Annotated in this window: 7 protein-coding genes and 2 pseudogenes; 5 read left to right on the plus strand and 4 right to left on the minus strand. The window is 70.8% G+C overall.

All coding sequences use genetic code 11. The features are described from left to right. Nucleotides 1–79 precede the first annotated feature (79 nt). The 3 genes from ACFY4A_RS22710 to ACFY4A_RS22720 all read right to left on the minus strand — a co-directional run bounded on the left by ACFY4A_RS22710 (nt 80) and on the right by ACFY4A_RS22720 (nt 6,205). Nucleotides 80–1,156 carry a S8 family serine peptidase gene (locus ACFY4A_RS22710; RefSeq protein WP_390831199.1) on the minus strand — a complete coding sequence of 359 codons (1,077 nt, stop codon included), beginning with the start codon at nt 1,154–1,156 and terminating at the stop codon, nt 80–82. Nucleotides 1,157–1,302: 146 nt separating this feature from the next. Then, the gene (locus tag ACFY4A_RS22715) at nt 1,303–4,632 is read right to left on the minus strand and encodes a right-handed parallel beta-helix repeat-containing protein (protein ID WP_390831200.1); all 3,330 of its coding nucleotides are present in this window, start codon (nt 4,630–4,632) and stop codon (nt 1,303–1,305) included. Nucleotides 4,633–4,963: 331 nt separating this feature from the next. Continuing rightward, nucleotides 4,964–6,205: a cytochrome P450 gene (locus ACFY4A_RS22720; RefSeq protein ID WP_390831201.1), complete on the minus strand. Its 1,242-nt coding sequence runs from the start codon at nt 6,203–6,205 to the stop codon at nt 4,964–4,966. A gap of 239 nt (nt 6,206–6,444) precedes the next feature. Between ACFY4A_RS22720 and ACFY4A_RS22725 the strand changes: the two are divergent. Both ACFY4A_RS22725 and ACFY4A_RS22730 read left to right on the plus strand, forming a co-directional pair. Then, nucleotides 6,445–6,948 (plus strand): annotated as a pseudogene (locus ACFY4A_RS22725) (D-alanyl-D-alanine carboxypeptidase); the annotation flags it as partial. A 506-nt stretch (nt 6,949–7,454) separates the two neighbouring features. Then, complete coding sequence (locus ACFY4A_RS22730) at nt 7,455–8,429, plus strand: ricin-type beta-trefoil lectin domain protein (RefSeq protein ID WP_390831202.1); 975 nt, start codon at nt 7,455–7,457, stop codon at nt 8,427–8,429. 48 nt (nt 8,430–8,477) lie between these two features. Here ACFY4A_RS22730 and ACFY4A_RS22735 read toward each other — a convergent pair whose 3' ends face one another. Continuing rightward, complete coding sequence (locus ACFY4A_RS22735) at nt 8,478–10,175, minus strand: S8 family serine peptidase (RefSeq protein ID WP_390831203.1); 1,698 nt, start codon at nt 10,173–10,175, stop codon at nt 8,478–8,480. A gap of 338 nt (nt 10,176–10,513) precedes the next feature. Between ACFY4A_RS22735 and ACFY4A_RS22740 the strand changes: the two genes are divergently transcribed. The 3 genes and pseudogenes from ACFY4A_RS22740 to ACFY4A_RS22750 all read left to right on the plus strand — a co-directional run bounded on the left by ACFY4A_RS22740 (nt 10,514) and on the right by ACFY4A_RS22750 (nt 14,519). Continuing rightward, nucleotides 10,514–13,303, plus strand: a complete 2,790-nt coding sequence (locus tag ACFY4A_RS22740) for an AAA family ATPase (protein WP_390831204.1) — start codon at nt 10,514–10,516, stop codon at nt 13,301–13,303. A gap of 292 nt (nt 13,304–13,595) precedes the next feature. Then, nucleotides 13,596–13,843, plus strand: a pseudogene (locus tag ACFY4A_RS22745) (acetolactate decarboxylase); the annotation flags it as partial. A gap of 211 nt (nt 13,844–14,054) precedes the next feature. Further along, nucleotides 14,055–14,519 carry an acyl-CoA thioesterase gene (locus ACFY4A_RS22750; RefSeq protein ID WP_390831205.1) on the plus strand — a complete coding sequence of 155 codons (465 nt, stop codon included), beginning with the start codon at nt 14,055–14,057 and terminating at the stop codon, nt 14,517–14,519. Nucleotide 14,520 lies beyond the last annotated feature (1 nt).

Below are 14,520 nucleotides of genomic sequence, written 5' to 3' on the forward strand. Positions count from 1 at the left end.
GTTCAACAGTGCGGGTCCGGGCGGTTGCCGCCCGGACCCCACTACCGTTCACGACGAACCGGACGGCTCCTGCTCGGCGTCAGCGCCGCGGCGGGTTCCATCCACGGGCGCGGCCGCGCGGGACGGCCACCGCCGCCCAGCCGACGAGGAGCACGACTCCCGCGCCGACGGCGCAGACCAGCAACGCGGTCCGCGTGGCGCGTTCCCCCTGCGTGCGGTCCGGAAGCCGTACGGCGCCGTCGTCCGCTCCGGCTCCGGCGCGAACCGCCTTCGTGCCGTTCATCACCGAGGCGACCGCGGCATAGATGTCCAGCCGCGGTACGTCGTCGGGGTAAGCGGTGGACGTCAGGCGCCGGGCCACCTCGGCCGCGGAGAGATCCGGGAAGACCGACCGTACGAGGGCAGCCGCTCCCGCGGTGTATGCAGCGGCGAACGAGGCGCCGGAGCCGACGAAGTGTCCGCTCCCCCGCGGCCCGATACCGACTACGCCGTCGCCCGGAGCGGCCAGGTCGGCATGGACCGGCAGCAGCATGGTGTCCGGGTGAGCGCCCTGGACGTCCACGTCCAGCACGCTCAGCACGCCGCGCGCCGCGGCGGGCCAGTAGTCCCGCGGCCCCGGTGTGGAGGTGCCGGCGGTACCACTCGGTGGGTCGGGTACCGCGGCGGCCACGACAAGGGCGTCGTGCTTCGCCGCGTAGGCCACCGCGGCGTCCAGCTGGGCCGACCTGGTGTCGAACGCCGCCGACACCTCGACGACGCGGGCGCCGGCATCCACCGCGCCGCGGATCCCCGCCGCCACACCGGCCGCCGACGGCACGCCGCGCTCGGTGGTGCCGCGGGCCGCGATGATGGTGGCCCTCGGTGCGACCCCGTGGAAGGCCACACCCTTCGCCTGCGCCGCAGCGATCAGTCCGGCCACGAAGGTCCCGTGGCCGACGCAGTCCTCACCGGCGGAACCCACGGCGTGGACCCGCCCCGCCAGGGTGGCCGCTCCGGTGGCGACACCCGTGTCCACCACACCGACCTTCACACCCGCACCCTGGGAGATCCTCGCGGCCCGGGTCAGTTCCAGGCTCTGGTGCTCCCACGGCATGGTCGCCGCGGTGCTCGTGGACTGCTTCGGGCAGGCGGCTCCGTCGGCCAACTGAGCAGTCACGACCGGCAGTTTGACAGTCGACTTCCCATCGGCGACGGCAGGCGACGGTACGGCGAGCACGGCTGTCGCCGCCAGCGACAGCGGCAGGAGAACCGTGCGACGCCTGTCTCGCGTGCCGCGCCGGGCGGCTTGTCGTGACCCGCGCGTCATACGGTCTGTCCCTCCCGTTGCTTCGGTGCGTCCTGCGGCAGCAGCAGCCTGAGATCCTCGAAACCGGGTGCGGACATCCGGCTGAGCCGTCCGGCCTGGCGGGTCATCATGCCCTCCAGGACCTGGCGTGCGAGACGCGCGTTGCCGAAGGAACGGTCACGCGGCAGCGAGTCGAAGTACTCCCGGAGCACCTGCCCGGTGCCGGGCCCGCACTCGTAACCCGCTGTCGTCGCGTGTGCCCGCACGATCGTAACCAGTTCGTCGGACGAGTAGTCGGCGAACTCGACGCGACGGGAGAAGCGCGAGGACAGCCCGGGGTTGGAGACCAGGAAGCCCTCGATCTCCTCGGTGTATCCGGCGACGATCACGACGACCTCGTCACGGTGGTCCTCCATCAGCTTCAGCAGCGTGTCCACCGCCTCACGACCGAAGTCGGAGGCCGAGGCGCCCGCCGGGGTCAGGGTGTACGCCTCGTCGATAAACAGCACGCCGCCGATGGCCCGTTCAAAGACCTCGCGGGTCAACTGCGCGGTATGTCCGATGTAACGGCCGACGAGATCGGCGCGGGAGACCTCGACGAGCTGGCCGCGGGGCAGTACGCCGAGCGAGGCGAGGAGTTCGCCGTACAGACGGGCCACGGTGGTTTTGCCGGTGCCGGGCGGGCCGGTGAAGATGAGGTGGTGGCTGATGCGCGGCACAGGCAGCCCGGCGGCTTCCCGCTGCCGTGCCGTGGAGAGCAGGTTGACCAGGTCGGTGACGTCGCGCTTGACGGCTGCCAGGCCCACCAGATCGCCGAGCCTGGCGAGCGGGTTGGTCTCGTCCGAGGCGGCTTCGCCGGCGACCGCGGCCGCCGCGGCAGCGCCCACGTCCTCGGGGAGCAGCAGTTGCAGGTCGCTCTCGGAGATGTCGGGATGGTTGGCCAGGCGGGTCGCCTGGCGGTCGACCATCTCCTCGAAGACCCGGCGTGCTTCACGGCCGTTGCCGAACGTGGCGTCCTTGGGCATCTGCTCGAAACGCACGGCGAGCGCCTGGTGCGTCGAGCCGTCCAGCCGGTACTGGTGGGACAGGCACATCTTCTCGACGATCGCCACCAATTCGGGCACAGCGTAGTTCTCGAACTCGATCGTCCGCGAGAAACGCGAGGCGAGGCCGGGGTTGGACGCCAGGAAGTCGTCCATCTGGGACGAGTAGCCGGCGGCGACCACGACCACGTCGTCGCGGTGGTCCTCCATCAGCTTCAGCAAGGTGTCGACGGCCTCACGGCCGAAGTTGGCACCGGAGCCCTGCCCGTCGGAGAGCAAGGTGTACGCCTCGTCGATGAAGAGAACGCCGCCGAGCGCGCGGTTGAAGGCCTCGGTGGTCTTGATCGCGGTACCGCCGACGATCTGGGCGACCAGGTCCGCCCGGGAGACCTCGACCAGGTGTCCCGAACGGAGCGTGCCGAGCCCCGCGAGGATGTTTCCGTACAGGCGTGCCACGGTGGTCTTGCCGGTGCCCGGAGGGCCCGCGAAGACCAGGTGCCGGCTCATCGGCGGTGCCGGCATGCCGAGCCTGGCCCGCCGCTGGGCGAGCTGGGTGAGGTTGACCAGCGTCCGGACCTGCTGCTTGACGTTCTCGAGACCGATCAGCGCGTCGAGTGCGGCCAGTGAGGTGTCGTCGCCCGAGTTGCCGCCGCCCTGCTCCCGGGTACCGGGGGACGCGGCCGGGTCGGTGCCCTCGGCGTCGCCGACTCCCCAGGCGTCCCGCTTGCCGTTGCCGGTGCTGTTCAGCCCCTCCACGGCGACGCGGTCGCCCGCCTTGGCCTGGATGAGACCGCCGCCTGTGTTGTCCCGCGCCACGCAGTTGACCACGGAGACCGGGGAGTCGGACTCGATCCGCACACCGTCCTTGCCGCTGCCGCTCGCCTCACAGGAGTTCAGGGACGCCCGGCCCCCGTCGGCGATCAGCACCCCATGTTCCGTGCTCTCGCGGGAGGTGACGCGGGTCGCGGTGAGCTCTCCGCCGTTCTCGACCAGGACACCATGCTGCGTCGCCTTGGTGACCACGCAGTCCCGTACGGTCATGACGCCGTCGCTGCCGACGGAGAGCCCCACGCCTTCCGGAGCTTCCACCGCTCCCCCGCCGACGTAGACGTTCCCGTCGTCCTCCACCCGCACACCGGCGCCACCCGGCCGCTGGATCTGGCAGTCCTCCAGACGGCCCCGGCCGTCCTTGGTCACTTCCACGCCGTGTCCCGCGGCGGAGGTAACCCGCGCCCTGCGGACCAGCGGATTGGCGCCGCTGCGGATGGAGATGCCGACGCCCTTCGCATCCACGACCTCCAGCCGGTCCAGCTCAGCCGCGGACTCCTCCTCGAGCCGGAGTCCGGCACTGGCACAGTCTCGTACCGTCAGTCCGACGAAGACCGGCGAGGACGATCCGGTCACCCGGACCGCGGGCGCCTCGCAGGAGTCCACCCAGCAGTCCTCGAACGTGCCCCGTGAGCGGTCGGTGACAAGGACTCCATGCTCCTTCGTCCGGGCCACCCGGCAGCGGCGCAGCAGGGGGTCGCTGCCCGCGCCCACCGCGATGCCGACGCCGGAGGTGTTCGTCACCCGTACGTCCTCGAGGAGAATGCGTGACTCGCTGGTGATGTGCAGACCCGTGGTCGTGTCATGCACGACCGTGCGCAGCACACTGGTCGTGCTCCGGCCCTCCAGGGCCACCGCCGGCTTGTCGGTGGAGGAGATGTCGCAGTCCTCGACCGAGCCCTGGCCCTCACCGTTGGCGAGGACGCCGTTGCCTCGGGCATCGCGGATCGTGCAGCCCCGCACGGTCACACGTCCCTGCTCACCGATCACGACGCCGGTGGTGCCGAGGTGTTCGAGCGTGGAGGATTCCACCGAACTGTCCGCGGGTGAGGTGACCACGACTCCGGCGCCGGTGCCGTTGGTCACTCGGCAATCGCGCAGAGCCAGCGAACCGCTGTTGCGGGCAAGCAACGCCGCCCACGAGGCGGCCGCGATCTCGCAGCCGTCCATCGCGACCTGCCCACGGGGCGCGTCGACGACAGGAAGCTCCTCGTCACGGCCGCGCAGCACCAGGTCGGTGAGCATGACGGCATCTGCCTTCAGCGTCAGGGCGATGCCCCGACGCGGGGCTATCTCCACGGTGCCCCGCGCCTGCGCGGCGACGATGGTGACCGGCGTGGTGATCGTCAGATTCTCCGGGTAGGTACCAGGAAGAACACTGACGACAGCACCGCTGCGTGCCCTGGCCAGCGCTTCCCCGATCGTTGACAAGCCGTCGGCGCTGTCCGGGCCGACGGTGAGTACCTGGCGAGACACGCGTGGTTCCTCCTCAGACGGACACCCCGAGACCGCGGACCGGGTGTGCCTTGCACGGGCAGCGACCACCATGCCGGGAGTCCTGGTCGCCGGGTGGTGGACCGTGTGAACACGTCGGCAATCGTGCGGCGGAAACCTGACTCGTGACCGGCCCCTGCCGACACCCCACTCGATTGCCTGGTGACCCCTCGGCCTACCCCGGTGACAGACTAGTTGAGGTTTGACGACACGTAGGAGTCGTATCACCACACGGAACGCAGATGTCACAGGTCGAGGAAGGGCTTCAGCAGACTCGGCGGCCTTGAAACATGTGCCTCCGCGACGCGCGGTCTCATGTGCGGCGGTACCGCACCGGCAGCGACAAAACTCCGCGCACCATCCCCGATGGAAACCATTCCAGGAATTCGGCGGGCACCGCCAGTTCCATGTGCGGAACGCGCGTGAGAAGGGTGTCGAGAGCGACGCGGGCCTCCAGGCGGGCCAGGGGGGCACCCAAACAGTGGTGGATGCCGTGCCCGAAGGAGAGGTGGCGGGCGGCTGAGCGGGTGATGTCGAGTGTGTCCGGGTCGCCGCCCCCGGGCAGCGGGGCGTCGCGGCTCGCGGAGGCCAGGGCCACGGCGACGATGCTGCCTCGGGGGATCTTCACCCCGGCAAGCTCCAGGTCCTCGGCTGCGTAGCGGTTCGTCGTGCGCTCGACGGACGTGTCGTAGCGCAGGAACTCCTCGATCGCGTCGGGCAGCAGAGCGGGGTCTTCGCGCAGCAGCCGCAGCTGGTCGGGGTGCTGGAGCAGCGCCAGTACGGAGTTGCCGAGGAGGTTGACGGTGGTCTCGTGGCCGGCGATGACGAGCAGGGCAGCCGTGCCGGCCAGTTCCTCCTCGGACAGGCGCCCGTCGTCCTCGTCACGGGCGGCCACGAGGGCGGACATCAGGTCGTCACCGGGACTGAGTCGCTTGTCCGCGACCAGTTCGCGCAGGAAAGCGTGCATGCTGGCCACCGCCGAGGCGTACTCGGGGTGGCTCACCTGAAAGGCCAGGGTCGTCCAGCGGCGGAAGTCCTGGCGGTGTGCCTCGGGGATGCCGAGGAGTTCGGCGATGACCGCGACCGGCAGCGGCGCGGTGAAGGCATCCACCAGGTCCAGTTCGCCGGATGGCGGCATTGCGTCGAGGAGTTGGACGGCGATCTCGGTGATGCGCGGTTCCATCTCGGCGGACCGCTTCGGGGAGAAGGCGCCCGACACCAGCCTGCGCAGCCGGGTGTGCTCGGGCGGGTCCGCCTCCAGCATCTGGCCGCCGAACCCGGTACCGCGCTTGTGGCCGAGGAAGCCCACCGCCTCGAGCATCGCCGCAGCCGGCTCCGGGTCCTTCAGCAGCGCCGGATGGGTCAGTGCCTCGCGGGCGAGGTCGTAGTCGACCACCACCCAGCCGGTGATGCCGGGGAAGAACTGCGCCGGGTGAAGGGGGCCCTTGGCCCGCAGCCGGGCGTACTGCCGGTGGGCGTCCGCCTTGAACTCCGCGTTCATGACGACCAGTTCGTCCGCTTCACCGGTCGGTCGGGCCTGCTGGTAGGTGTCCATCGTATGTCCTCGCACTGTTGTGCACCGAGCCTCGCTCGGGGCTCGTGCGGGCGGAGAATGCCCGTCACGCAGGACGACGGGACAAATCCGCAAAAGGTTCACCGGGGATTCTTCGCGCTGTCCCGGTTCGGGCGTCTACTCCGGCCTCCCGCAGGCCCTGGTGTGCACCCGCTGTGTACGTCACATACACACGGGAACCGAACCCGACGTCCCTCAGAACAACTCCATGTCAGGAGGAAGCGACACTGCTGCGGATGACCGCCCTGAAGGCGGGACGCCCCGCCACCTTCGAGGGCGGCACCGAGGTCGTGCGGCACGTGCTCAGCCACCGCTACGGCGTGTCCCTCGACAACTTCGAGATCCACGACGGCAGCGGCCTGTCCCGCAGCGACCGCATCCCGGCCGCCACCCTCGCGCAGATCCTGGAGCTCCTGACCGAGCCGCAGTACGCGCACACCCTGGCCCCCATCCTGGACGGCCTGCCGGTCGCCGGTGAGGCGGGCTCCACCCTCGGCCCGGAGTGGGGCCGCTTCGACGACGCCAACTCCCAGTGTGCGGTGGGCAAGGTGCAGGCGAAGACCGGCACCCTCACCGGTGCCGTCGCGCTGAGCGGTCTGACCCAGACCGCGGACGGTGAGTGGCGGGTGTTCTCCTTCATCGAGAACAACTCCACGGCCGCCCCGGGCGACATCAAGGACGCGATGGACGGCCTGGCCGCCACCGTCAACGGCTGCTGGGCCTGACTCCAACGGCGAGCATCCGGCACCGAAGCGCCGCCCGACCCCCCAGGCCGGGCGGCGCACGTGCGCACACGTCCTCCACATCTCCCCTCCCCGGCTGGCGGCCACCACCAGCACGGGCGGATAAACTCCGCTCTCGACGGCCCGTCCGAAGCGCCGGTCTGAACCGACGCACGCAGACCGGTAACAGTCACATGTCACACTTCGTGGGGTGAACCGGAAGGGCGGCACACCCACTGAATGTGTGACAGGACCGGACCACTCGGGAGACTGACCGGACACCCCCGCACCCACGCCGCCCACACCCCGGCTCTGCTGGAAAGGAACCCATGACGCCTCCTCACACGCCCCGGTCCGCGGGGGACCTCCCCAAGAGGGTCCCGGGCACCGCGAAGCCGGTCAGGCCTGGTTTCGAACCCGCCCAGGAGGACACCGCACCCGGCGAGACGGAACGGGTCACGCCGAAGAGCAGTGACCGTACGCCCGGTACTGCCGGGAGAGGCGCTTCCGTGCCCCGGCTCTCCCAGATCTCCTCGCTCGGCGTGCGAAGGAACGCCGCCGTCCGTGGTGGTGCGGAGTTCGAGAGTCCGGTGGACGGCCCCGCCGGGGACGGACCCGTCGACAACTTCGCTCGTCGCAGGGACACAGACAAAAGTCCCGCCCGGGAACTCGTCGTACCGCTCACACCTGCCGCCCGGACCAAGGGCGACAAGTCCCAGCGCCAGGCATCCCGAGGTGCTCTGGGCGTCGTGGGCGTCGTGGGGCTGCTGGCGGTGGGCGGGTTCGTGCTGACCCTGTGGCTGGTCAGCGGCGGCAGCAACGACAAGGGCAACGGGGCGTCGGTCTCCGTCGGCTCCCGCGGCGACGGCACGGACCTCATCAACGGGCTCGGCGATGTGTCTGGGCCTTCGGCGAATGCATCCGGTGCCGACGCCGGCAAGAAGCCCGACGGCTCCGGGAAGCCCACCACTTCCGCTTCGCCCACCACTTCCGCTTCACCCACCGGCGAAGCATCGCACAAGGCCTCCGCGTCCCCGGGCACCCAGGCGACCGCCCCAGCGGAGGGCAGGGCCGAGACCAAAGCGAGCGCCTCGGCCTCGGTGCCCGGTGTGAGCGTCTTCAGCCATGACTCGCAGCGCTGCATCGACGTCGTGGGCGGCCAGGCCGCGCCGAGCGCGAAACTGATGATCTGGGACTGCGGGCGATCCGCCTCGCAGCACTGGACGTTCACCGGCGGGACCATGCGCATGCTCGGCATGTGCGTACAGCTCGCGGGCGGCTCGACCGACGACGGCACGGATCTCGAACTCGGTTCCTGCAACGGCAGTCCGGCCCAGCGGTTCGTGCTGAACGCCCGCCACGACCTGGTCAATTCCCTCGCCGACAAGTGCGCCGACGTACGGGACATGGGCACGGCGAACGGCACCCGGCTTCAGCTGTGGTCCTGCTCCGGCGACGACAACCAGAAGTGGTCCACGTCCTGAGGACCGACGGATCCGGCGGGCCGCGCCGGGCGGCCCGCCGGAGACCGGTCAGCCGACGATGCTGACCAGGGTGCCGGTGCCGTCCGGGTACTCCACGTACCCGGTGGCCGGGGTTTTCGTCACACCGGACCAGCGACCGGTCACCGGGATCGGTTCGAGCGGTTTCGTCGCGGGATTGGCCGGCGACACGCTGAGAGTGCCGGTTGTGGGTGTGTCAGGGCCTACCAGGTTGGCCTGGAGGGTGAACGGCGTGGACGTCGTTCCGGGACGGTAGAGCCCGGCCAGGACGATGATGAGGTACCGGCCCGGCTTGAGGTTCTGCAGGGAGACATGCTTCTGATGCCCTGAGACAGGATCCTGGCCCAGAAGCGTCCCGCTCTCCCCGTCGGTGGTGTCCGTCATGACATACAGTCCGACACCCGAGTCCTCGGTGTCCGTGGTGGCGAAGACCTCACCTGCCTTGCTTCCCTCGGGCACCGTAAAGGTGTATTCCCGGGCCTCGCCTGCTTCAGGGGACACCTCACTGCGCACTGGAGTGCCCGCCACCGGAGCGTGTGCGGTGAGCGTCAGCTTCTCGGTCCCGGGGGTCACGGAGTACGAGACACTACCCTCGCTCCCCTTGCCCTCGACCCGCTCGGGGGCCAGCTGGCCCTGCGGCGTCACCACGATCGGACTGCGTACCGACACATGCCCGCTGCCGAACCAGGTCAGGGATCCAGTGACGGGGACGTCGGACGGCGCGGTGGTGCGGGTCAGCGTGATGCTGACCTTCGCCGTCTGGCCGGCATGGGCGAACCGGAGGGTCGAGGGTTTCACTTCGGCCCGGAATCCGGGCAGGTCGACCGCGGCCCGGTACACGCCCTGCCTCGCCGCGGTCAGCGTGCGGGTGAGCGTCCGCGAGCCGAGCAACTGATCGACCGAGAGGGACGGGTAGTTCAGATCGCTCGGGGCTATGGGCGCAACGCCGGTCCCGGTGTCGATGCCCAGGCCCTCCTCGTAGGCGAGCCAGTCGCGGTTCGAGGAGTCGTACACCAGACCGGGGTTGAGCATCGCGGCGGGGTCGACCTCACCGGAACCCTGCGCGTACACATCGGTGTTGGTACCGCCCGACGAGGTCTTGGTGTCCACGGCGGTGGTCATCAGGGCGGACTTCACCGCCACTGGGGACCACTTGGGATGCACTGCGAAGTAGAGGGCCGCCAGACCGGAGACCTGCGGTGCGGCCATCGACGTACCCGACATGAAGTCGAAGTCGTGTCCCAGGTTGCTGGCCGGTGCGACCGCGGCGAGCACGGCCACACCCGGTGCGGCGAGGTCCGGCTTGATCAGCGCGCCCTTGTTGCTGTCCGAGGGCCCCCTGGAGGAGAACGGGGCGATCTGCGGGTATGGCGTCCCGGTGGAACCCCCCGGCTCCAGCGAAGCGGTGGCTCCCGGCGTCGCCGCGTAGGTGCGGACCGTCGAGGCCGCCGTCGCGTTCAGGTGCACGGTCGGCACCTGGTGGATGTCGCCGTCCGTTTCCAGGTCACCGAGGTTCACCAGGACCATGCCGACACCCCCGGCCCGGGTCACCTCGGCGGACTTGCTCACCCGGGAGTTGACCCCTCGGTCGCACACCACGATCTTCCCCGCCGTCTTCGCCGGGTCGAGCGTACCGTCCTGGCACAGGTTCGCCGCGGTCGCCGTCGCGGAGGCGGTCTTCACCGCGGAGGACAAGACCAGTGGCTGGGGGCCGAGTTCGGCGTGCACGGTGATGCTTGCGCCGACGAACGTGCGGCCGTCACCCCAAGCGAGGCGTGCGGCCGCAAGGCGTGCGGTGGCACGCCGACCTGTCGCCCTCCGCGATCACACGATGACGCCGTGGGAAGGGTACCCGGCTCTGACCTGCGCGCTCCTACAATGGCTGAACACCGTTGGAGGGATGCAGATGGCACGTTTCGGGAGGAAGCGCACCACAGGTACGCCGCCGTGCGGATCCGCCCCGGTGCCGTTCGGCGCACTCCACGGAACCGCGGCATCCGCTGCCGTGCCGCCCGGGGCAGGCCCCTCGGCACCAGCCGGACCGGGCCCGGAAAGGGTGGTGGCCCGTGGTGTTCGCTGATTCGCTGCGTGCGGGCGCCGCCGCCCGGCTGGTGGGGCGCGAGCACGACCTGGACCATATCCTCGGGGTGTTCGAGCAGCGCTGCGGCGGTGCGCTGCTGCTGTCCGGGGACCCGGGTGTCGGCAAGTCCGCAATGCTGGACGCCGTGGCCGCGGCCGCCGGGCAGGACGGGACCCGGGTGCTGCGCGCGGCCGGCGTCGAGTTCGAGGCGGACATCAGCTATTCGGCGCTGAACCAGATCCTGTTGCCGCTGCACAGCGCGCTCGACCGGCTCGCCGCCCCCAGCAGGGAAGCCCTGAGCGTCGCCCTCGGCTTCGGCGCCGGGTCCCCTCCGGAACGCCTGGTCATCTGCAACGCCACGCTGGCCCTGCTGCGGTCGGCGGCCGAGGACAGCCCCCTCCTGCTGATCGTGGACGACCTGCCCTGGGTCGACCGAGCCAGCGCCGCCGTCTTCGGCTTCCTCGCCCGGAGGCTGTCCGGCGACCGCATCCGGTTCCTCGCGGCCTCCCGCACCGGTGTGGGCAGCTTCTTCGACGGCAGTGGTCTGCCGGCATACGAGCTACCCGCCCTGGACGCGGACTCCGCCGCCCGCCTCGTCGACCTGCGCTTCCCCGACCTGGCGCATCCGGTCCGGCGGCGCCTGCTGAACACCGCGCAGGGCAACCCGCTGGCGCTGCTCGAACTGCCCGACGCGCTGCGCGCGGACCAGCGCCGGGCCCGGGAGGTCCTGCCGACGGTCCTGCCGCTGGGCGAACGCCTGCAGTCCCTCTTCGTCTCCCGGGTCCGTTCCCTGCCCGCCGCCACCCGCGCTCTGCTGCTGCTCGCCACCCTCGACGGCACCGGTGACCTCGGTGTGCTCTCGACGGCCGCGCGGGAGATGCACGGCGAGGCGGACCTGCGGGACCTCGACCCCGCGGAGCGGGACGGGCTCGTACGGGTGGAGGAGTCCCCCCGCCGACTGGTGTTCCGGCACCCGCTGATCATGTCCGCCGTGGTCGCGGCGGCCACCAGCAGCAGCCGCCGCGAGGCGCACCGCGCGCTGGCACTGGTTCTCGCCGACAAGCCGGAACAGCGCGCCTGGCACCTTGGGGAGGCCACCCTCCAGCCCGACGAGGAGGTGGCCCTGCTGCTGGAGCGGACGGCCCGGCGCATCTTGGACCGCGGGGACGCCGTGGCCGCGATCGCGGCGCTCACCCGGGCGGCCGACCTCAGCCCGCGGGGCACCGACCGCGCGCGCCGGCTCTCGGAGGCCGCCTATGTGGGCGCCGAGGCGATCGGCGCGCTGCGCAGCGCGTCGGAACTGCTGGAGGATGCCTGGCGGGCGGACCCCGCGCACGGTGCGTCCCTGAACTCCGCGAACGCCGCGGTGCAGCTTGTGCTGAACAGCGACGGAGACCTGGCCACCGCCCACCGCCTGCTGGTAGGCGCCATCGAGGAGGGCGACCACGGCTACGACGCCGAGGACCCCGCCCTCATCGACGCACTGCACTTCCTGCTGCTGCTGTGCAACTACGGTGCCCGCGAAGAACTGTGGGCGCCCTACTACGCGGCGGTCGCCCGGCTGCGTCCCGCTCCCCCGCCGCTGCTGCTGGTCGCCGCCCGGACGTGGGGTGACCCGGCCCACGCCGACGCGGCGACGCTGCGCGAGCTGGACGAGATCATCGACGGCGCGCTGAAGGAGACCGACCCCGCCCGGGTCGTCCGGGTGGGGACCGCCGCGCTCTACCCGGACCGGCTGGCGGCGGTGCGCGAGGCGGCCTGGCGGCTGGTCCGGCAGGGGCGCGAGGGCGGCCCGGTGCGCCGGCACATCGGCGCGCTGCTGCACCTGTGCCTGGACGACTACCACAGGGGCAAGTGGACCGAGGTCCTGGACCTGTCGGAAGAGGGGCTGACGCTCTGCGAGAAGTCCGGGTATGCCGTGTGCACCTGGTTCTTCCAGTACACCAAGGGGCTGGTGACCGCCTCCCGGGGCGACACCGAGACCGCGCACGCGCTCGCCGAGGCGATGGTCAACTGGGCCTCGCCGCGCGGCATCCGCGAGGCCGTCGACTGCGCGCAGCACGTGCACGCCCTGGCGGACATCGCCGACGGCGACTTCGACGCGGCGTTCGGCCGCGTGAACTCCATCAGCCCCGCGGGCACCTTCACGCCGTACGTCGCGCACGCGGCGTGGGTTTTCTTCGAACTGGTGGAGGCCGCGGTACGCACCGACCGGCGCGCGGAGGCCGCCGCGCATGTGCGCGCGCTGCGCGGGACGAACGTCGCCGGACTCTCGCCCCGGCTCGCCCTGCTGGCCGGCTGCGCCGAGGCCCTCGTCGCGGACGACGACGCCGAGGCGGCCCGCCTGTTCGCGAAGGCGCTGGCCACACCGGACGCGGAGCGGTGGCCGTTCGAACTGGCACGGGTGCGCCTGGCCCACGGCGAGTGGCTACGCCGCTCCCGTGCACTGTCTGGCTCCAAGGCTCCGCTGACGGCCGCGTTGAAGACCTTCCAGCAGCTGGAATCCTCGGCTTGGGCGGAACGCGCGCGCAAGGAGCTGCGGGCGGCCGGGCGGGTCGTGCCGCACTCGGGCGGCCGGGCCGGTGCGGTCCTCACCCCGCAGGAACGCGAGATCGCGGAGCTCGCGGCGACCGGTCTGACGAACAAACAGATCGCCGAGCGCCTGTTCATCTCGCACCGCACGGTCGGCGCGCACCTCTACCAGATCTATCCGAAGCTGGGCATCGCCTCCAGGGTGGCGCTGCGGGACGCACTGCGTGAGCAGGACCGAGCCTGACGATCTCTTTCCCTTCCCTCAAGCAGACTGCGGGAAGGGGTAATTGGGGGAGGGAGGCGCAGCGCGCCCGACGTTCGTTCGACGGACTCGACGGCGAGATGCTGGTCTTCGGCGGGGAGCTGCCACCGCCTGCGCGCCGACGGCACGGCCCAGCGGGCCACCGGCGTGGAACTGATCCCCTTCGCCGCGGCGCCCCGCTTCCCGCTCGGACGACCGACGGTACCGAACAGACCCCTGACCCGGACGGTGACCGAAGAAGCCGTCAGCGACCTACTGACGAGGCCCCAACCTGCTGCACGCCTCGCGCATCGAGGGACGCTTCACCGGGATGCGCACCCGGACCGTGAACCGGCAGCAACGCCCGCCGCTGGCCGAAGCGACAACCGGCCAGACGCAGAAGACCTTTCCCGACGTGTGCGGCACACTCGCCGGCTTCTTCGCCCCGACCATGAACAGCACCTGTCCGTCGCCGGCTACCACCTGCACTTCATCGACTCGCAGCGCGAACGCGGCGGGCACAGCCTGTACTTCACCCTCACCGAAGGGCGCATGAATCGGCGGTATGAGCCGTGCGGATCACCGGTTCACCGGAGCGGGGTTCCTACGCGAAGCCGCCGGGACGTATTCCGGTCCAGTTCACACTTCCTGCTATCCTCCGAAACACGTGTTTGCGTGTGTGTTCAAAGACGCGGCATCCGCGGCAGCTGTTCGCCCGTCCGGGAGACTCACGCACGGCCCAAGGAGAAGCACGATGACCCCCATCACCCCCACCTCCGACCTGCCGGGGACCGACATCGGCGTCCTGATTCCCGTGTCCGTCTACTTCGACGACCTGGACCCGATGCGGATGCTGCACAACAGCCGCTACGCGGTCCTGGTCGACCGGGCCTGGAACACCTTGTGGATGGGCCGGGGAGTGGGCGGCGACCAGGGTCTTCAAGGCGACGGCTTCCAGGTCATCAAGTCGTTCGACATCGTCTTCGACGTCCCGCTGACGGATCTGGGCGAGCACGCCGTGCACCTGTGGATGGAGCGCCTGGGCAGAACGTCCGCCACCGCGGGCTACCGGGTGTGCTCGGCCGACGGGAAGACGACGTACGCGCACGGCACCCGCACCGTGGTGCGGCTCGACCCGGCCACCCTGGCACCCGCCAAGTGGTCGGAGCGGGTCCACGAGATCGCCCGGACCCTTGGTCTGCCGCAGGACCAGGGCTGAG

Origin of the sequence: Streptomyces sp. NPDC001292 (genome assembly GCF_042896465.1) — a bacterium.
GTDB lineage: Bacteria > Actinomycetota > Actinomycetes > Streptomycetales > Streptomycetaceae > Streptomyces.

Bases quoted from the DNA above. Each gene is read 5' to 3' on its own strand.
- ACFY4A_RS22720 (WP_390831201.1), bottom strand. From the start codon at position 6,205: ATGGACACCTACCAGCAGGCCCGACCGACCGGTGAAGCGGACGAACTG.
- ACFY4A_RS22750 (WP_390831205.1), top strand. From the start codon at position 14,055: ATGACCCCCATCACCCCCACCTCCGACCTGCCGGGGACCGACATCGGC.